18 protein-coding genes are annotated in these 18,704 nt (G+C 34.3%); 12 read left to right on the top strand and 6 right to left on the bottom strand.

Features of this window, described 5'->3' with window-relative positions:
* The first annotated feature begins 104 nt into the window (after window positions 1-104).
* Window positions 105-881 (top strand): serine aminopeptidase domain-containing protein, encoded by a 777-nt coding sequence (locus tag ACM55H_RS00675; RefSeq protein ID WP_416834670.1) that lies wholly within the window; start codon window positions 105-107, stop codon window positions 879-881.
* A 29-nt stretch (window positions 882-910) separates the two neighbouring features.
* Here the strand turns inward: ACM55H_RS00675 and ACM55H_RS00670 are convergent, their stop codons facing one another.
* The 3 genes from ACM55H_RS00670 to ACM55H_RS00660 all read right to left on the bottom strand — a co-directional run bounded on the left by ACM55H_RS00670 (window position 911) and on the right by ACM55H_RS00660 (window position 3,823).
* A complete protein-coding gene (locus ACM55H_RS00670) occupies window positions 911-2,050 on the bottom strand; it encodes an ATP-binding protein (protein ID WP_416834669.1) in 1,140 nt (379 codons plus the stop codon).
* A gap of 86 nt (window positions 2,051-2,136) precedes the next feature.
* Window positions 2,137-2,892, bottom strand: a complete 756-nt coding sequence (locus ACM55H_RS00665) for an SDR family NAD(P)-dependent oxidoreductase (protein ID WP_416834668.1) — start codon at window positions 2,890-2,892, stop codon at window positions 2,137-2,139.
* Between the two features lie 58 nt (window positions 2,893-2,950).
* Window positions 2,951-3,823 carry an aldo/keto reductase gene (locus ACM55H_RS00660; RefSeq protein WP_416834667.1) on the bottom strand — a complete coding sequence of 291 codons (873 nt, stop codon included), beginning with the start codon at window positions 3,821-3,823 and terminating at the stop codon, window positions 2,951-2,953.
* A 212-nt stretch (window positions 3,824-4,035) separates the two neighbouring features.
* Here ACM55H_RS00660 and ACM55H_RS00655 point away from each other — a divergent pair, with 212 nt between their 5' ends.
* From ACM55H_RS00655 to ACM55H_RS00620, 8 genes are all read left to right on the top strand, one after another.
* Window positions 4,036-5,040: an AAA family ATPase gene (locus ACM55H_RS00655; RefSeq protein ID WP_039108478.1), complete on the top strand. Its 1,005-nt coding sequence runs from the start codon at window positions 4,036-4,038 to the stop codon at window positions 5,038-5,040.
* 79 nt (window positions 5,041-5,119) lie between these two features.
* Window positions 5,120-5,983: a DUF58 domain-containing protein gene (locus ACM55H_RS00650; RefSeq protein ID WP_416834666.1), complete on the top strand. Its 864-nt coding sequence runs from the start codon at window positions 5,120-5,122 to the stop codon at window positions 5,981-5,983.
* Window positions 5,984-6,097: 114 nt separating this feature from the next.
* Window positions 6,098-7,729: a hypothetical protein gene (locus ACM55H_RS00645; protein ID WP_416834665.1), complete on the top strand. Its 1,632-nt coding sequence runs from the start codon at window positions 6,098-6,100 to the stop codon at window positions 7,727-7,729.
* Entirely contained in the window at window positions 7,729-8,730 is a 1,002-nt protein-coding gene (locus tag ACM55H_RS00640; RefSeq protein ID WP_416834664.1) for a vWA domain-containing protein, read from the top strand. Before ACM55H_RS00645 ends, ACM55H_RS00640 begins: the two co-directional genes overlap by 1 nt.
* A gap of 40 nt (window positions 8,731-8,770) precedes the next feature.
* Window positions 8,771-9,805, top strand: a complete 1,035-nt coding sequence (locus ACM55H_RS00635) for a VWA domain-containing protein (RefSeq protein ID WP_416834663.1) — start codon at window positions 8,771-8,773, stop codon at window positions 9,803-9,805.
* A gap of 87 nt (window positions 9,806-9,892) precedes the next feature.
* Complete coding sequence (locus ACM55H_RS00630; protein WP_416834662.1) at window positions 9,893-10,645, top strand: tetratricopeptide repeat protein; 753 nt, start codon at window positions 9,893-9,895, stop codon at window positions 10,643-10,645.
* 20 nt (window positions 10,646-10,665) lie between these two features.
* Window positions 10,666-12,423, top strand: coding sequence for a BatD family protein (locus tag ACM55H_RS00625; RefSeq protein ID WP_416834661.1), 1,758 nt, complete (start codon window positions 10,666-10,668; stop codon window positions 12,421-12,423).
* 124 nt (window positions 12,424-12,547) lie between these two features.
* The gene (locus ACM55H_RS00620; protein ID WP_416834660.1) at window positions 12,548-13,291 is read left to right on the top strand and encodes a tetratricopeptide repeat protein; all 744 of its coding nucleotides are present in this window, start codon (window positions 12,548-12,550) and stop codon (window positions 13,289-13,291) included.
* Window positions 13,292-13,401: 110 nt separating this feature from the next.
* Here ACM55H_RS00620 and ACM55H_RS00615 read toward each other — a convergent pair whose 3' ends face one another.
* Entirely contained in the window at window positions 13,402-13,908 is a 507-nt protein-coding gene (locus tag ACM55H_RS00615) for a CvpA family protein (protein ID WP_416834659.1), read from the bottom strand.
* Window positions 13,909-14,060: 152 nt separating this feature from the next.
* Here ACM55H_RS00615 and ACM55H_RS00610 point away from each other — a divergent pair, with 152 nt between their 5' ends.
* From ACM55H_RS00610 to ACM55H_RS00600, 3 genes are all read left to right on the top strand, one after another.
* On the top strand, window positions 14,061-14,417 hold the full coding sequence (locus ACM55H_RS00610; protein WP_416834658.1) for a hypothetical protein: 357 nt from the start codon (window positions 14,061-14,063) through the stop codon (window positions 14,415-14,417).
* Between the two features lie 169 nt (window positions 14,418-14,586).
* Window positions 14,587-15,606 (top strand): phenylalanine--tRNA ligase subunit alpha, encoded by a 1,020-nt coding sequence (pheS, locus tag ACM55H_RS00605; RefSeq protein WP_416834657.1) that lies wholly within the window; start codon window positions 14,587-14,589, stop codon window positions 15,604-15,606.
* A gap of 85 nt (window positions 15,607-15,691) precedes the next feature.
* Entirely contained in the window at window positions 15,692-16,099 is a 408-nt protein-coding gene (locus ACM55H_RS00600; protein WP_416834656.1) for a hypothetical protein, read from the top strand.
* Window positions 16,100-16,227: 128 nt separating this feature from the next.
* Here ACM55H_RS00600 and ACM55H_RS00595 read toward each other — a convergent pair whose 3' ends face one another.
* Both ACM55H_RS00595 and ACM55H_RS00590 read right to left on the bottom strand, forming a co-directional pair.
* Complete coding sequence (locus ACM55H_RS00595) at window positions 16,228-17,223, bottom strand: NAD(P)H-dependent glycerol-3-phosphate dehydrogenase (RefSeq protein WP_416834655.1); 996 nt, start codon at window positions 17,221-17,223, stop codon at window positions 16,228-16,230.
* Between the two features lie 317 nt (window positions 17,224-17,540).
* Window positions 17,541-18,704 carry an iron-containing alcohol dehydrogenase gene (locus tag ACM55H_RS00590; protein WP_416834654.1) on the bottom strand — a complete coding sequence of 388 codons (1,164 nt, stop codon included), beginning with the start codon at window positions 18,702-18,704 and terminating at the stop codon, window positions 17,541-17,543.

The raw sequence follows: 18,704 nt of genomic DNA, 5'->3' as shown, positions 1-18,704 counted from the left end.
TTTTTAACTACACATTCTATTTCATCTTCCTCAGAATTTCCGAGCCATCTAGTATGGCTTTTAGATTTATCTTTTTTTGTAAAAGATGAAATTTCAAAATAAATATGAAAATATACCTGCAGATACTATTTTACTTTCTTCTAATTAGTTGTAATTCAAGTAAAAAAACGGCTAACGTAAAAATTCCCAATCAAAATTTCGAAGTTAAATTAGACAGTGCAAATTGGTATGACACTTCAAGAAAACGATTAATTCCGGTTGCATTTTATTTGCCAAAGACAAACGAAAAAATTATAAATCAAAAAGTGGTACTTGTCAGTCATGGTTATGCAGAAAATACCCCTGGAGCTAATAAAGGCTATTCTTATTTGACGAAAAATTTAGCTTCAAAAGGATATTTTGTAGTTAGTATTCAGCATGAATTATCAACAGATGATTTAATTCCTAAAACGGGAATTCCCCAAGTTGTGAGACGACCAAATTGGGAAAGAGGAGCGGAGAATATTTTATTTGTCCTTAATAAATTGAAAAAGACAAATCCAGATTTAGATTATAAACATTTAATCCTAATTGGACATTCGAATGGAGGTGATATGTCGGTTTTATTTGCTCATAAATACCCTGATTTAGTAGATAAAATAATTTCGTTAGACAATCGCAGAATGGAATTACCCAGAACTTCTCAGCCTAAAATTTATTCATTACGATCCAGTGATCAACCTGCTGACGAAGGCGTTTTGCCAACTGTTGCAGAGCAGGAAAAATTTGGTATAACAATCATTAAACTTCCTAATACGATTCATAATGTCATGAGTGATAGAGGAAATAAAAGACAGAAAAGAGAAATTAATGGATATGTTATGCGTTTTTTATTGCAATAAAATAGCCGAATAATTATAATAACTAAACGTCACTGCACATCATATTTCATTTTTCTCAAAATACGTAACGCTTCTTTAAACGACAAATACACTTGCGTAAAAGGTTTCAAAAGCAGTTTGGCATCAATCAGTTTTTGTTTGGCTTCTTCAAAACCGTTGAGGTAACAAATCATGAAGGTCGAGGGTAAATTTTCTAAATCTTTGCGTTCCCTTTCGGATAACGAAAGCCCTTTTTGGAGCTTATTCAGCAGAGTAATATTGGCATTATAAATATGAAATAATAGTTTTTTATTGAATTCTGGTGGCTGAAAAAGCATTTCTCTTTCAATTTTGTAATAACCATTATCATGAAAATGAATGGTTTGTTTTTCTAAAGGATAGTAACTCGTTTTATCATTCAAACCCAATGGAACATACTCGATAATCGTAAAAGTATCTTCATCATAAATGATTTCGACAACATCCTGAGCCGAGTAAAATAGCTTAATTTGTTCGTTTATCAATTCAATATCTACGCGTGATAAATAGGTTTTATCACGGGATTTTTTGGCGATTCCAGCCCAGCAAATCACAAATAATTCCTTAAAAACTTTATATTTTGGTGCCATGTCTTTGTGACGAAAATTCATAAAATCAATCACGCCGTCCAATGTATATTCGATGCTGTTTCTTGAATTATTTTCAATGCCAATTACGGTTTCCGTGTTCTGGTAATTTTTTTCTATTTCGCCTTCCACCGGCATGGTATTGCTGCCTCGCCTTATAAAAACGCTGTTGGCAGGAATGGTGTGAATTCCTTTTTTGAAATGGGACGTTTTACTTTTGGGTTTGATGGTTACTAATCCAATCACTTTATCCTTTGGCAGATTTGGAAAAGGCACATTTTCATATTGAATTTTGGGTGGATTTTCCAGATAGGCGTTCACTAAATTTTGAATCCTGCTATCGTCAAAGAAATCATCACCAACAATAGTATTGTCTTGGTCTTCAACGCCTACGACAATATAGGAATTATTCGTGGGATTTGAATTAGATAAAGCGCAAATGTGTTTCAAAAACTTAGCTTTCCCCTCTCGGGTATGCAAATTCAACTGCCGTTTTTTGTCATAAAAACTGCTCTCATCATTGTGAGCGAGTAGGTTTTTAATTAAAATTCGTTTGTTGATCATTAGTATTAGATTTTTATATCATTTAGACTGTTGGATTTTTAGATTGTCTAAATAATCTAAAAATCCAACAGTCTAAAAATTTAATTTTAAATATCTCTTTTTAAAATAGTTGCTGAAGCCTGTGCAGTTGGAAATACAATCAAATCAGCAATATTTACGTGATAGGGTCTGGAAACCACAAAATGAATGATATCAGCAATATCCTCAGGTTGTAAGGCTTCAATACCTTTATAAACATTGGCAGCTCGGTCCGTATCTCCTTTGAAACGCACTTCGCTAAATTCCGTTTCTACCATACCGGGATGAATGGAGCCAACCCTAATTCCATAAGGATTCAAATCCATACGCATGGCTTGGTTTAGGGCATCAACGGCATGTTTTGAAGCGCAATACACGTTTCCGTTTGGGTAGACTTCTTTTCCGGCAATAGAACCAATGTTGATAATATGACCTGATTTTTGTTCAATCATTTTCGGAATTATAGCTTTCGAAACATACAACAGCCCTTTTACATTGATGTCAATCATTGCATCCCAATCATCTAAATTTCCATTTTGGATGGAATCCAAACCGTGCGCATTTCCGGCATTATTAATCAAAACATCAATTTTAGAAAACGTTTCTGGTAAGGAATTGATGCTTTCAAAAACAGCCTTTTTATCGCGAACATCAAATGATAATGTATGGATTTCAGTAAATTCAGAAAGCTCTTTTACAAGTGCTGTCAATCGGTCTTCACGGCGTCCACAAAGAATAATTTTATAATTATTTTTGGCTAATATTTGTGCAGTTGCTTTACCAATTCCGCTGGTTGCACCAGTTACTAAGGCTATTTTACTCATGGTTTTTTTTATATTTTTCAATCATCTCTTTTCTGTTTTTTTGCAATCTGCGACCTCATTATGGAACATTTTTTCCCATACTTTCTGCCCAAATGGCAAACCAATCTTCTTGTTCTAGTTCTAATTCGACGGCTTTCATTAATGCCTGAATTCTTGCGACATTAACCGTTCCAGCAATAGGAATGACTTGGGCTGGATGTTTCAAAATCCATGAAAGTAAAATCGTATCAGAACCCAAATGGTATTTCGAAACTAATGTTGCCAATAATTTTTTTAGTCGGTGAGTTTGTGGAATATCTTCTCTGAAAACGCATCCTAACGGATTCCATGACATAGGACGAATGTGGTTCGTTTGCATATAATCAAAGCTTCCGTCAAGCATAGGCTCGAAGTTGGTAGCTGAAAATTGCACTTGATTGTAACTGATTTCTGTTTTCTGACGAATCAATTCTGTTTGGGAAGAAGTAAAATTAGAAAGACCAAAATCTATGATTTTTCCATCTGATTTTAGTTTCAAAACCGCTTCGGCAATTTCATCTGCTTGCATCAAAGGACTTGGTCTGTGTAATAAAAAGACATCTAGATAATCAGTATGTAAATTTTTTAAGGAATTTTCAACGGACCAAATAATATGGTTTTTCGAATAATCATAATGTTTTATGGTGTTTTTACGGTTTTCCGTCACCATTTGGATACCACATTTGGATATCAGTTGTATTTTTTCTCTGGCTATTTTGCTGGAAGCAAAAGCTTTTCCAAAATCAGATTCAGTGGTATAATCACCGTATATATCAGCATGATCAAAGGTGGTGATTTTGTTTTCTAGACATACCTTAATCATGTTTTCCATTTCTTTGGTATTTAGATTTTTATCCCAAATTCCCCAATTCATGACACCAGCAACGATAGGTGATAATTTTGTTTTACTCATGGTTTTTATTTTTTATTGAAATGCGTAATTCTTCGAATTCAAATCATATTTTTCAAAGTTCTTAAAAATATGAAAATTGTATCATAATTCGTCCTTAAAATTAAGGGTTTGGTCGAAGTTTTAACCATTTTTTAACATCTTACGTCTAAAAAAAAATTCAATTTGCACCATCAAAACGAAGGCATTAAATTCAAGGTTTTAAAAATAATAAAATGGAAGAAAATACAGCGACTTTAGACATTAGAGCAATCAATGAAAAAATTGAAAGAGAGAGTGCTTTTATAGACCTTCTCACAATGGAAATGAACAAGGTTATTGTGGGTCAAAAGCACATGGTGGAGCGTTTATTAATTGGACTTTTGGGTCAGGGACATATTTTGTTAGAAGGAGTTCCCGGATTAGCAAAGACATTAGCGATAAATACTCTTTCACAAGCTGTTCAAGGATCTTTCAGCAGAATACAATTTACTCCTGATTTATTGCCTGCCGATGTTGTTGGGACAATGATTTACAACATCAAACAAAATGAATTTTCGATAAAAAAAGGACCAATTTTCGCTAATTTCGTCCTTGCCGATGAGATTAATCGTGCGCCTGCCAAAGTACAATCGGCATTGTTAGAAGCCATGCAGGAAAAGCAAGTGACTATTGGTGATACTACTTTCAAATTAGACCGACCATTTTTGGTTTTGGCTACGCAAAATCCAATTGAGCAAGAAGGAACGTATCAATTGCCTGAAGCTCAGGTCGATCGTTTCATGTTGAAAACGGTTATTGATTATCCAAAAATGGAAGATGAGCGTTTAGTAATTCGTCAAAACCTAAAAGGAAGTTACGAAAAAGTAAATGCTGTCGTTTCAGTAGAACAAATTTTACGTGCTCAAGAAGCAGTTCGTGAAGTGTATATGGATGAAAAAATAGAAAAATACATACTTGATATTATTTTTGCCACCCGTTATCCGGAGAAATATAAATTAGCTGATTTGAAACCATTAATCAGTTTTGGTGCTTCGCCACGTGGAAGTATCAATTTGGCGAATGCCGCAAAATGTTATGCTTTTATCAAACGTCGTGGCTATGTAATTCCAGAAGATGTTCGTGCTGTAGTTCATGATGTATTGCGTCACAGAATTGGAGTTACTTACGAAGCCGAAGCTGAAAATATTACTTCAGTGGACATCATTAACAAAATCGTAAACGAAGTAGAAGTACCTTAAAAAGATTTAAGATTTTTGATATATGATTTTAGATTTTAGATCTGAAATCAGCAATCGTTAATCAACAATCAACAATCAAATGGATACAAAAGAGCTTTTAAAAAAAGTACGGAAAATAGAAATCAAAACCCGAAGATTGAGTGATCACATCTTTTCGGGAGAATATCATACTTCTTTCAAAGGACGCGGAATGACGTTCAGCGAAGTGCGCCAATACCAGTACGGAGATGATATCCGTGCGATTGATTGGAATGTAACCGCACGTTATAATGAAGCACATGTAAAGGTTTTTGAGGAGGAACGGGAATTGACCATGATGTTAATGGTTGATATTTCGGGTTCGGAAAGTTTTGGTTCGAAAAACCAATTCAAAAAAGATATAGTTACAGAGATTGCCGCAACAATGGCTTTTTCGGCGACTCAAAACAATGATAAAATAGGTTTGATTTTGTTTTCGGATGAAATCGAATTGTATATTCCGCCTAAAAAAGGAAGATCGCACGTATTGCGTATCATCAGGGAATTGATAGAATTTCAACCTAAAAGCCGTAAAACAGATATTGCTCAAGCTTTAAAGTTTTTATCGGGAACCCAAAAAAAGAAAGCCATCGTGTTTGTGATTTCAGATTTCATGTCGGAAGATTACGAACAAACATTGAAAATAGCTTCCAAGAAACACGATATAACGGGCATTCGCGTGTACGATATTCGAGAAGAAAAAATGCCAAATTTAGGTATGGTTTCCATGCTTGATGCTGAAACCGGAGCAATCGAATTGATTGATACTAGTTCAAAATCAGTGCGAATGAATTATGAGAAACAGTATCACGATAAGGTGAACTATTTCAAAGAAACGTTCAGTAAATCAGGTTCAGGTGTTGTAAACACTAGAGTTGACGAAAGTTATGTCACTAAATTATTGAGTTATTTTAAATCGAGATAAATCCCCTCCCAGCCTCCCCAAAGGGGAGGAGATGATAAAGGATTAAAATTTTCACGACTCGGCTCCCTCTCTTTTGGAGAGGGTTGGGGAGAGGAAAAAATATTTAATATAAAAATGAAAATTAGACTTTACCTGCTTTTTTTACTGGTTACAACGGCTGTTTTTGCACAACAAAAACAAGTAGTCACAAGTATTGACACGATTAAAAATAAAATTGGTGCTGAATTTAAACTGTCGATAAAAACGACGGTTGACACAGCGTCTAAAGTGATTTTTCCAAAACTAAAAAACTTTGGCGCTTTAGAGGTAATCCAGTCGTATCCTATTGATACCATAAAAACGGATGGTCGTTATGAATTGGTAAAAAAATATGGTTTAACCCAATTTGACTCCGGTAGATATGTTATTCCGAGTATAAAAATCTTCATCAACAGTAAGCCGTATATGACGGATTCTCTTTTGGTTGAAGTTGCGAATGTTAAAGTGGATACTTTAAAGCAAAAAATGTTCGATATCAAAGGCATTGCTCAAGCGGATAATTCGATAGGAGATTGGTGGAAATATCTTTTGATTATCGCCTTGATTGTTGGAATTGGAGTTTTGATTTATTGGTACATTAAAAAACACCAAAAGAAAAAGTTAGAAGCTGAAATATTCAAAACGCCAATAGAAAAAGCGACCAGTTTGCTAGATACTTTAGAGAAAAAAGAACTTTGGCAAAAAGGAGAAGTAAAAGCCTATTACAGTGAATTGACGGATATCGCCAGAAATTATATTGAGGAAGCAATCGAAATTCCGGCAATGGAAAGCACTACATCAGAGCTGATTCAAGGGCTTAGAGCAGCTTCTGTCAAAAAGAAAATGACGCTTTCACAGGAAATTATCGAAAATTTGGAGCGTGTTTTGAAACAAGCCGATTTAGTGAAATTTGCGAAATCAAAACCATTGGATTTTGAAATCACCGAAGACCGAAATAAGATTCAAAAAGCAATTCTGACTTTAGACAATTCTATTCCTGTAGAAGTTCCTGTAGAAGAAGATGTTTTATTGAATGAGGCACAAAGACAAAAACAGATACAAATTCAATTATTAAAAAAGAGAAAAAAACGTATCGTTACTGCAGTTGTTTCGGTTGTTTTTTTATTGGTAGCAACTACCACTTTTTTCATTGTTCTCAAAGGATTTGATTATGTAAAAGATAATGTTCTAGGTAATCCTACTAAAGAATTATTGGAGGGAGAATGGGTGAAAAGTGAATATGGAAACCCGGGTATTATAATAGAAACTCCAAAAGTGCTGAAGCGAGTTGATTTGACTAAAACACTGCCTAAAGACGGAATGGCGTTGATTAAAGAAATGCAATCTTTTGCCTATGGAAGTGTTTCAGATCATTTTTATCTCATGGTTTCTACTTTAAAATATAAAAAAGAGACCGAAATAGATTTGAAAAAATCAATGGACGGAGCGCTGCAATCACTAGAAGTTCAAGGCGCTAAAAACATGATTGTGAAACAAGAAGATTTTGAGACCAAAGAAGGAATTAAAGGACTTAAAGCCTACGGTACATTTCAGAAAATAGATGATGATAAACAAAACAGCGTGAAAATGTATTATGAAGCATTATTGTTTAGTCAAGAAGGTGGGTTACAACAAATTTTACTCTTCCATGAAGAAGGAGACACGTATGCAAATGAAATATCAGAACGCGTTTTGAGTTCTGTCGAATTAAAACAAGCAAGTAAATAATGGCTAAAATAACTTTTTTAAACCCAGAATTTTTTTGGTTGTTTCTTCTGATTCCAGTTGCGATTGCCTGGTTATTTTGGAAAAAGAACCAACAATCAGCGACGTTAAAAATAAGTTCATTACAAGGATTTAAAGGCACAACTTCTTATTTAACAAAGCTAAAACCAATATTGAATGTGTTTCGGGTATTAGCTTTGTCTTCTTTGATTGTGGCAATGGCAAGACCGAGAACGGTTGATGTAAGCAATAAAACAAAAACGACAAAGGGAGTTGATATTGTAATGGCAGTGGACGTTTCCGGAAGTATGTTGGCCAAAGATTTGAAACCAAATAGAATGGAAGCGCTGAAAAGAGTGGCTGCTGATTTTGTCGAGGAACGACCTAACGATAGAATCGGATTGGTGGTTTATGCTTCGGAGGCCTATACAAAAGCCCCGGTTACCAGCGATAAAGCAGTTGTTTTGGATGCTATCAACAGTATAAAATACGATAATGTTTTACAAGATGGGACTGGAATAGGAATGGGATTGGCCACAGCCGTAAACAGATTGAAAGACAGTAAAGCGAAGAGTAAAGTGATTATTCTTTTGACAGACGGGGTGAACAATGCCGGATTTATTGAACCTGAAACTGCTGCTGATATTGCCAAACAATACGGAATTAAAGTATATACCATAGGAATTGGAACCAATGGAATGGCAATGTTTCCTTATGCGGTGGCGCCAAATGGACAGTTTTTATTCCAAATGATGAAAGTGGAAATTGACGAACAATTGATGAAAAGTATCGCCAGAAAAACAGATGGGAAATATTTCAGGGCTACAAGCAATAGCAAATTGGCTGAGATTTATGCGTCTATCAATAAACTGGAAACCACAGAAATCGAAGAACTAAAATTCTATGATTATGATGAAAAATTCAGACCTTTTATATGGTTTGCAGGTTTTCTGCTATTACTGGAAATAGGATTGCGAAATACGGTTTTTAAAAGCTTTATATAATGACAGTCGCCAACTGAAAAGTGTGACTAAAAGATAAGAAATGGAATTAGACGAAAAAAAATATTTATACCTTCTTTTTATACTACCCATCGTGGTGTTGGTTTTTCTAGTTAATTTATATTGGAAAAGAAAAAAACAACGCGAATTTGGGGATTTAGAAATGGTGAAAAAACTAAGCCCGGAAAGCTCTGTTTTTAAACCAGTTTTGAAGTTGGTATTGTTATTACTGGCATTACTTGGACTAATTCTTGGATTAGTAAATCCAAAGATTGGTACCAAAATGGAAACCGTAAAACGAGAAGGAATTGACATTGTTTTTGCAATGGATGTATCCAAAAGTATGTTGGCCGAAGATGTAGCACCCAATCGTTTGGACAAAAGCAAGCAAATCGTTTCGCAAATTATCAATCAGTTAGGAAGTGACAGAATAGGAATTGTGGCTTACGCAGGAAGTGCTTTTCCAGTATTGCCAATCACGACCGATTATGGTGTAGCAAAGATGTTTTTACAAAGCATGAACCCTGGAATGGTTTCTTCCCAAGGAACATCGCTGGATGAAGCCATAAAATTATCGTCTACTTATTTTGATGATAAAAGTAAAACCAGCAAATTATTGATTCTGATTTCAGATGGTGAAGATCATTCTGAAGGTGCCGAAAGTGCTGCTGAAGAAGCCAATAAATTAGGAATGAAAATTATTACGATTGGGGTTGGAACTGAAAAAGGAGGGACGATTCCATTGAAAAAAAACGGAATTGTTGAAAGTTTTCAAAGAGACAATAACAATCAAGTCGTAATAACTAAATTAAATAAAGCGAGTTTAGAAGCTATTGCAAAAGCTACCAAAGGCGGTTATGTAAATGGGAATAACACTAAAGAAGTGCTGGAATATATCAAGAATGCTTTGGATAAAATCCAAAAAACAGAATTTGAAGCGACAGAAATGGCTGATTTTCAATCGCAGTTTCAATGGTTCTTAGGTTTTGCTTTTGTTTTCTTATTTCTGGATATTTTTCTTCTGGAAAGAAAAACAAGTTGGGTAAACAAATTGAATTTATTTAACGAGAATAAATAAAATATAAAGAGCAAAGTATCTGGAAGAAGCTCCTTTATTGGAACTAAAATAAAAAATATACTTTGATGCTTACATTTAAAAAATAAAATGAAGAACTTAATTTTACATCTTTTATTACTCATTTCTTTTGTTGTAAACGCACAACAGAAAGACAGAATATTGCCTAAAGCAAATGAGGAATATGCTGAAAATAAATTTGTAGATGCTGAAGCTAATTATAGAATTTCGGATTCGAAATTTCCGAATAAAACAATTGCTCCATACAATTTAGGAAATGCTATTTATAAGCAAAACCAAGTTGCTGAGGCAAAATTCGCTTATGCAAAAGCATTAAAAAGTGCTAAATCAAGACCGGATAAACACCAAGCCTTTCATAATTTAGGAAATGTTTTCATGAAAGAAAAGGATTATACGCAGGCAGTGGAAGCTTATAAGAATGCATTGAGGAATGATCCTACAGATGAAGAAACCCGTTATAATTATGCTTTGGCAAAGAAAAAGCTAAAAGAAAATCCGCCAAAGGATGACAACAAGAAAAAAGATAAGAAGAGCGATAAAGACAAAGACAAGAAAAAGGACGATAAGAAAAAAGACGGCGACAAAGATAAAAAGGACGATAAAAATAAGGACAAGAAAGACGACAAAGGAAACAAGGACAAAGATAATAAAGGTCCTAAACCAGATGATAAAGGCGAGCCAAAACCAGCACCGGGAGGAATCTCTAAACAGCGTTTAGAAAATCTTTTGGATGCGGTAAATAAGGAAGAAAAGAAAGTTCAGGATAAAGTGAATGCCCAAAAAGTAAAAGGAAAACCAGTCAAAACAGAGAAAGATTGGTAATTCAATTAGATAATTTGAAAATGAAAAGATTTATAGCAGTACTAGTTTTAATGGTGTGCAGCTCACTTAGCGCTCAAGTACAATTTGAGGCGAGAGTAAGTAAAACCACGCTAGGCTTAAACGAAAGACTTCGTATCGATTTTATAATGAATGTAGATGGGGATAATTTTAATCAACCGTCTTTTGATGGCTTTAGAATTATAGCAGGACCAAGTCAGCAGGTGAGCCAGTCATGGGTAAATGGCAAGAGTTCTTTTGAAAAAGTATATTCTTATTTTCTTTTGCCAAATCAAAAAGGATCGTTAGTTATTAAGCAAGCCGCCATAGAATACAACGGGCAAATTTATAAAACATCGCCCATAAGAATTAATGTTACTGCGGCAACGGAACAGCCTAGAGATCCAAACGATACCAGTGTTTCGGCAGATGATAATATTTATCTTGTTGCCGATATTTCTAAAACAAATCCGTATATAAACGAACCAATTACAGTGGTTTATAAGTTGTATTTCAGTTATAATATTGGAATCACTAATTGGCGGGAACTCAACAAACCGAAGTACAATGATTTCTGGAGTCAGAACATCGATATCAAACAGCTTGTTGCTGAAGAAGGGATGTTTAAAGGGCAAAAATACCGTTATGTGGTGTTGAGAAAAACAGTCTTATATCCGCAAAAATCAGGAAAGTTGGCAATAGAACCGCTGTCATTAGACATTGATGTGCAATTGCCTACAAACCGTCGCGATATGTTTGGACGTGTAATTGTTACTGATGGCAGTAAAAGGGTTTCTGCAGGAACAAAAACGATTGCTGTCAAAGCACTTCCAGAGGCAGGAAAGCCGGAAGATTTTTCTGGAGCTGTAGGTAATTTTGATTTTAAAGTAACACCAACAAAGACCGATTTAAAAAACGGAGAAAGCCTTAATTTAGTTGTAAGTGTAACTGGGAAAGGGAATATGAAATTGTTCAGCTTGCCAAAACCAGTAGTGCCAAATGCTTTGGAAATGTATGATGCCGTTCATAATGAACAAGTAGATACGCCACTTTCAGGAATGTCAGGAAAAATTTCAGATAGTTATACCATTATTCCGCAGTACAAAGGAAATTACCCAATAAAACCATTACAGTTTTCTTATTTTGATTTGGGTTCAGGTACGTATAAGACTATTAGTTCAAAAGAAATAATGATTAATGTGTTGGACGGTCCTTCAGCTTCGAATGCAACGACTGCTTCAAATTCAGGTGAGAATAAGAATAAAATAGGGAGCGTAGAACAATTCAAATTCATCAAGTTGAAAAGCAATCTTTTGAACAGGAATAAAAAAGATTTCTTTGGTTCTAATTTGTTTTATGGATTGTTGTTTTTCCCGTTTCTATTATTGCCTTTGATCGTATTATTCAAAAAGAAAAAAGAAGCTATTGACGGCGATATTACCGGAAATAGAATCCGAATGAATAATAGATTGGCAAAGAAATATTTATCGGAAGCCAAAAAGCAAATCAACAACAAAGAACTGTTTTATATTGCGCTTGAAAAAGCGATGCATAATTTCCTGAAGGCTAAATTACATATTGAGACTTCAGAAATGAGCAAGGATAATATTCAGGAATTCTTGTTGTCTAGAAATGCCAATCCAGAAGCGGTGAATGATTTTATCGCACTTACAGAAAACTGTGAAGTAGCCAGATATGCACCATCATCAAGTGTTACGATACAACAGGATTTTGATAAAGCGGTAGCGATAATCTCTGAGTTAGAAAAACAGATTGTTTAAATAGCTATTTAAAATAGACACTAAACAACGCAGATTAAACTAATTTTGAGTTAACTAACTTTCCGTCTTTATGCCTTCGTGGCAAAAAAAATGAAGTAGTGCCTCCGGGTAAATAAAAATAGAAATGAAAAATATAGTATACATACTCTTACTTTCAACCCAAATTTTCTTTGCCCAAAACGGCTTTGAAAAAGGGAATGCCTTTTACGAAAAAGGGAAATATGAGGAAGCTGTTACAGCTTACGAAAGTGTTTTGAAAGACAATAAATATTCGTCAGAATTGTATTTTAATTTAGGAAATGCCTATTATAAATTAAATAAAGTTGCGCCTTCCATTTACAATTATGAAAAAGCATTGGTGCTTAATCCAAATGATAGCGAAAGTATCAATAACTTAAAATTTGCTCAAAAAAGAACTATTGATGAAATTAAAGTAATCCCAAAAGTTGGTTTTGGAAAACTAGTACGTGATTTCACGGGAATTTATCATTACAATACCTGGGCTTGGATTTCAGTAGGTCTTGCAACCGCATTCTTGTTGTTTTTTATTGGATATTATTTTTCACAAATTACGGTTTCTAAGCGAATTTTCTTTTTTGGAATGTTTGTCCTTATTTTTCTGATGCTAATAAGTGTTTCGTCAGCAATTTTCGAAAAAAGCCATTTTGATAATGAGAAACCGGCTATTATTTTTGCTGAAATTACAGAAGTAAAAAGTGAGCCGCAAAAAGCGGGTTCCGCTATTTTTGTATTGCACGAAGGAACAAAAGTTTTTGTACAGGAAACATTAGAAAATTGGAAAAAAGTGCAACTAACTGATGGAACCGAAGGTTGGATTGAGAGTAGCGCTATAAAGGAAGTGAAATAATAGTATTCAGTGTTCAGTCGCAGTATTTCGTTTTGAATACTATTTTAATGCAATAATAAGTTTAGCATGTATTTATGGGCTGACTATCGATGCTGTTATCTGAAAACTGCCTACTGCTTTTTCTTCAAACCATCGTACCATTTCTCTATTGAAGGATACATAAATCGAGCTGTTTTTTGTATGGGATTATAAAATAAAGATTTATCCAATGTCTCTTTTTTGGCTATAAAATTGTGATAATTTATTTTTTCGAAAACAGCGAATACAATACCTAATATCAAAACAGTTTTCAATACCCTGAAAAAACCACCGCCCAATTTGTTAATCCAGCCTAAAAAGGCTAAATCTGCTATTCCGGTAAGGAATTTTCCCAATAATGATATTCCAACCACAACAAGGATAAAAGTGAGCACAAAAGCAATCACTTGAATGGTATATGGATTCCAATGAACAAAACCTGCCAACATTCCTTTTATAAGCGAGGAAAATTTTATAGCAAAATAAATCCCGACTATTAATGAAACTAAAGAAGCTAATTCTACAAAAAGCCCATTCCTGATGCCTTTATACAAAGCAAAGGCTAGCAATGCACCCAAAACAATATCTAAAAAACTCATAATTATAGTTTATAAAATAAAAAGTGCAAATATAAAAGAATTGTTCGGTATCAATTGCCAAATTTCAAGTTCTTATCTTTGTCAAAATAATTCGATTACTATTTTTGAAAAATCTACAATCAAAAATCGGAAATCTGCAATCAAAAATTAAAATGTCAAGAGACACACAACTTAAAGAACGCTGGGAACAGCTTGTAACTATACTTTCTAATCAATTTTCTCAAGGAGAAGATTTAGATCTCGATGCTATTATTTATCTAATTGGAGTACAAGAACTCGGAAAAGTGCATAGCGAATACAAGAAAGACGAAAAACTAAACCTGATGCACATCGCGATTTGCAGATTATTAGAGCCTTATGGCTTCTATGAATTTGAATTTTTTGATGAAGAAGGATGGCCTCATTACAAAGTGAAAGAGGAGTTGCCACCACTAAAAGCGGGTGAACAATCAGTTTTAATGAAAGAAGCCATTGTGAATTATTTTATTGAAAGAGAATTGATAGATTAGTCTTCAGTTAAAATGCCCAGCTTAAATGAACTTATATCTCTTATGTGGTTTAGAAAGAAGTAGAAAACGGGTAAAAAACAATCTAACAATTTAGAATGGAAACTTTAAACTTTAAGCGGGAAACCTAAAACAAATTTTGTAATTTTGCACTCTCAATTATTGGATGAAAATGATAGACAAGATAAAAGAATATATTGGTGAAGCACAAGCTTTCTCAACGCAAAACACAGCAGATTTAGAAGCATTCCGAATTAAATTTCTTGGAACTAAAGGGCTTTTGAAAGACCTTTTCGCTGAATTCAAAAATGTTCCTAACGAACAAAAGAAAGAATTTGGACAAGTAATCAATTTGCTTAAAACTTCTGCCGAAGAAAAAGTAAAAACCATACAGGAAGCTTTAGAAAGTAAAGAAGAAATCAAAGGCTTTTACGGTGATTTGACGCGTTCGGCTGAACCAATAACTATTGGCTCTCGTCACCCTATTTCATTAGTAAAAAATCAAATTATTGACATCTTTTCAAACATTGGTTTCAATGTTTCTGAAGGTCCAGAAATTGAAGATGACTGGCATAATTTCACCGCATTAAACTTACCGGAATACCATCCGGCACGTGACATGCAAGATACGTTTTTCATTCAAACGAATCCTGATATTTTGTTGCGCACGCACACATCATCCGTTCAGGTGCGTTACATGGAAGAGAATAAACCGCCAATTCGTACTATTTCTCCGGGAAGAGTTTTCCGTAATGAGGCTGTTTCGTCCCGTTCTCACTGTATTTTTCATCAAGTGGAAGGATTGTACATTGACAAAGACGTTTCTTTTGCCGACTTAAAACAAACGCTTTTATATTTCACCAAAGAGATGTTCGGAAAATCAAAAATCCGTTTACGTCCGTCTTATTTTCCATTTACGGAGCCAAGTGCTGAGGTTGATATTTATTGGGGTCTGAAAACAGAAACCGATTACAGAATCACCAAAGGAACCGGTTGGTTAGAAATCATGGGTTGCGGAATGGTTGATCCTAACGTTTTGAAAAACTGTGGCATTAATCCTGACGAATACAACGGTTTTGCATTCGGAATGGGAATCGAAAGAATTGCCATGTTATTGTATCAAATCGGCGATATCCGTATGTTCTACGAAAATGACGTTCGTTTCTTGGAGCAATTCAAATCAAGCATTTAAAAATTTAAGAATGTTGATTAACTATTTCTGAAGGATTTAAAATCTGAATTCAGAAATCGTTAATCTTATATCTAAAATCAAAAATATGAAATCCGACATCATCATCCCCGAAGTAGAAAACGTATTCCTTGCTGCAGTTCAGGAATGGAGTGACGATTTCATGGAAAAAGTATGGTATGCCTATTTAATAAATGATAGTGACTACCTTATAGAAAGCGTAATGGTCGTTTCCAAAGCTTTTGGAACCATAGACGGTGAAATGAAAAAAACATCACTCTTGCGTCATGCTTTTGTAGAAGTGCCACCAGTTTCAGTGATCAAAATAGAAATGATAGAAAAAAGTGTTCTGGCGCTTAACAATGAATTTATGTTGACTTATTTTATCGGAGATAAATTGCACGACAAAAAATTCATTTTCAAATCGCATTCTATCCATGAGGATTTTGTGGAAGAAGTGCCTATTTTATTCGTTGACGGAGTTATTGTGAGGTAAATCTATTTCGGCTTCAAGCCGAATTAAAAAATAATTATAAAAACAAAGGCACAATCTTTATGTAGATTAGTGCCTTTGTTTTTTGTTAGAATTGAAGGAATTCTTCTATTTTACTATAAGTAATCTGATTAATCTAATTTATCAGTCAGAGCCTTAAAAACAGTTTTTGCATCTTTTCCCCCGTACAGAATTTCATAAACGGCGTCTATAATCGGCGTTTTGGCTCCATACCCTTGATTGAGTTTATAAGCGCTTTTTGCAGCATAATAACCTTCGGCAACCATGCTCATTTCCATCATTGCTGATTTTACCGTGTAGCCTTTACCAATCATATTCCCGAACATTCTGTTTCTGGAGAATACAGAATAACCGGTAACCAATAAATCGCCTAAATAAGCCGAATCATTGATGTTACGTTTCATTTTATGAACCTTTTTTATGAATTTTTTCATCTCCCGAATCCCATTGCTCATTAAAACCGACTGGAAATTGTCCCCGTAACCTAATCCGTGAGCCATTCCGGCTGCAATTGCATAGATGTTTTTTAGCATGGCAGCATATTCAGTTCCTATAATGTCATCTGTAATCTTCGTTTTGATATAATTTCCAGATAGATTTTTAGCAACAATTTTAGCTTTTTCATCATCGCCACAGGCAATAGTCAGATACGACAATCGCTCCATAGCCACTTCTTCTGCGTGACAAGGTCCGGTAATTACACCTATATTATAATAAGGAATGTCATATTTAACATGAAAATGTTCACCAACAATTAAACTCGTTTCGGGAACGATACCTTTTATTGCTGAAAAAATGATTTTGTCTTTCAATGAAACCGTCAATTTTTCTAATTCAGCATCCAAAAAAGCAGATGGAATTGCAAAAATGATATAATCCGCATAAGCCACAGCCTCGTTGATATCACTGGTGAGTTTCAGTTTTTTGACATCAAATTCAACAGAACTTAGATAATTTGGATTGTGTTTGTAGGTTTTAATGTGTTCTATAGCAGCTTCATTACGCATATACCACGAAATCTCCGAAAGATTTACACATAGCATCTTTGCAATCGCTGTTGCCCAACTTCCTCCGCCAATCACTGCAAATTTTATGTTTTCGGTCATTTTTTTATTAAATTTAATCAAAAGTACTTAAAAAAGTAGTGATTATACAAATAAAATTGGAACAAGAAATGGACATTCTATGAGTTTTCAAAAGGGGATAATTCTATGAGATAAAAAATAATTTTATTTTTTTTATTTTTTAACACAATATATATATTCAATTTGCGTTCTATATGATTATAAATTAATCATTTAACAAATATAATGCAAATTGAATTAGTTGGTTTTGTTTTAGTATTTTAAAAGGCGTCCCCATAATTAATATGAGAACGCCTTTTTATTTGTGCCAATGTCAATCAGCATCAGTATTATTTGAATTAATAACTCATTTCTACAATGGATTGTATTTTCTCTAAAGTAATATTTTGTTTTTCACCCAAAGCTTTCCAGCCTCTCTGTTCAAAACGGGTTACGATAAAATCAGCCGTTTTTTGAAAGTCTTTTGTATAATCAGATAATTTCGTTTGCATTCCCATCGTGTGAAAGAATTCAACCGTTTTGTTGATGGCTTCATCAGCAATTTCATCATCACTTCCGGTTAAATTAAAAATACGTTTTCCGTATTGTGTTAATTTTCCTTTTTTGGTTTCAAACATTACTCGGTATAAATTTGGACCAACAACCGCCAAAGTTCTGGCGTGATCGATTCCGTACAAAGCGGTCAATTCATGCCCAATCATGTGCGTCGCCCAATCCGAAGGAACTCCTTTTTGGATTAATCCGTTTAAAGCCATAGTACAACTCCACATAAAATTAGAAGCTAATGCATAATCCGTAGGATTTTGAACTACGTCAGGACCTACTTGAATCAAAGTTTGTAAAATACTCTCTGCTATTCGGTCTTGAAGATAACCTTCGTGCGGATAGGTTAAATATTGTTCCAAAACGTGTGTGTAAGCATCAACAATACCGTTTTGCAATTGTCTTTTTGGCAAAGAAGCTATTACAGTTGGGTCGCAAATAGAGAATTTTGGAAACAAAGCGGAACCGCCAAAATCCAGTTTTTCTTGAGTAGTTTCAATCGTAATCACAGAACCAGAATTCATTTCGCTTCCCGTTGCTGGTAAAGTCAAAACTGTCCCAAAAGGAACGACTTTAGTAACATCTTTAAAAAGGATTCTTTTCTTAAGAATATCGATTGGATTTCCTTCAAAATTTGCCGCTGCCGAAAGAAATTTTACACCATCAATAACACTTCCTCCACCAACGGCAAGAATGAAATTAATTTTTTGCTCCCGAATGATTGCAACAGCTTTCATCAAAGTTTCAAAATGAGGATTGGCTTCGATGCCTCCAAATTCAATTACATCAAATCCTTCTAAGCTTTTACGAACTTGCTCGTGAATCCCATTTTTAAAGATACTTCCACCACCATAAGCCAATAATATTTTAGCATCTTTTGGAACTAATGTAGCTAGTTTTTCTATTTGTCCTTTGCCAAAAATTAAGTTGGTAGGATTGTATAATTCGAAATTTAACAT

Source organism: Flavobacterium cryoconiti (genome assembly GCF_048158645.1).
Lineage (GTDB): Bacteria > Bacteroidota > Bacteroidia > Flavobacteriales > Flavobacteriaceae > Flavobacterium > Flavobacterium cryoconiti.
Note: the sequence above shows the minus strand (reverse complement) of the source record. Positions and strands in the feature narration are given on the sequence as shown.

Bases quoted from the DNA above. Each gene is read 5' to 3' on its own strand.
- ACM55H_RS00590 (WP_416834654.1), bottom strand. From the start codon at position 18,704: ATGTTAAATTTCGAATTATACAATCCTACCAACTTAATTTTTGGCAAA.
- ACM55H_RS00635 (WP_416834663.1), top strand. From the start codon at position 8,771: ATGGAATTAGACGAAAAAAAATATTTATACCTTCTTTTTATACTACCC.
- pheS (WP_416834657.1), top strand. From the start codon at position 14,587: ATGATAGACAAGATAAAAGAATATATTGGTGAAGCACAAGCTTTCTCA.
- ACM55H_RS00630 (WP_416834662.1), top strand. From the start codon at position 9,893: ATGAAGAACTTAATTTTACATCTTTTATTACTCATTTCTTTTGTTGTA.
- ACM55H_RS00625 (WP_416834661.1), top strand. From the start codon at position 10,666: ATGAAAAGATTTATAGCAGTACTAGTTTTAATGGTGTGCAGCTCACTT.
- ACM55H_RS00645 (WP_416834665.1), top strand. From the start codon at position 6,098: ATGAAAATTAGACTTTACCTGCTTTTTTTACTGGTTACAACGGCTGTT.
- ACM55H_RS00675 (WP_416834670.1), top strand. From the start codon at position 105: ATGAAAATATACCTGCAGATACTATTTTACTTTCTTCTAATTAGTTGT.
- ACM55H_RS00600 (WP_416834656.1), top strand. From the start codon at position 15,692: ATGAAATCCGACATCATCATCCCCGAAGTAGAAAACGTATTCCTTGCT.
- ACM55H_RS00615 (WP_416834659.1), bottom strand. From the start codon at position 13,908: ATGAGTTTTTTAGATATTGTTTTGGGTGCATTGCTAGCCTTTGCTTTG.
- ACM55H_RS00655 (WP_039108478.1), top strand. From the start codon at position 4,036: ATGGAAGAAAATACAGCGACTTTAGACATTAGAGCAATCAATGAAAAA.
- ACM55H_RS00665 (WP_416834668.1), bottom strand. From the start codon at position 2,892: ATGAGTAAAATAGCCTTAGTAACTGGTGCAACCAGCGGAATTGGTAAA.
- ACM55H_RS00595 (WP_416834655.1), bottom strand. From the start codon at position 17,223: ATGACCGAAAACATAAAATTTGCAGTGATTGGCGGAGGAAGTTGGGCA.
- ACM55H_RS00670 (WP_416834669.1), bottom strand. From the start codon at position 2,050: ATGATCAACAAACGAATTTTAATTAAAAACCTACTCGCTCACAATGAT.
- ACM55H_RS00660 (WP_416834667.1), bottom strand. From the start codon at position 3,823: ATGAGTAAAACAAAATTATCACCTATCGTTGCTGGTGTCATGAATTGG.
- ACM55H_RS00620 (WP_416834660.1), top strand. From the start codon at position 12,548: ATGAAAAATATAGTATACATACTCTTACTTTCAACCCAAATTTTCTTT.
- ACM55H_RS00640 (WP_416834664.1), top strand. From the start codon at position 7,729: ATGGCTAAAATAACTTTTTTAAACCCAGAATTTTTTTGGTTGTTTCTT.
- ACM55H_RS00610 (WP_416834658.1), top strand. From the start codon at position 14,061: ATGTCAAGAGACACACAACTTAAAGAACGCTGGGAACAGCTTGTAACT.
- ACM55H_RS00650 (WP_416834666.1), top strand. From the start codon at position 5,120: ATGGATACAAAAGAGCTTTTAAAAAAAGTACGGAAAATAGAAATCAAA.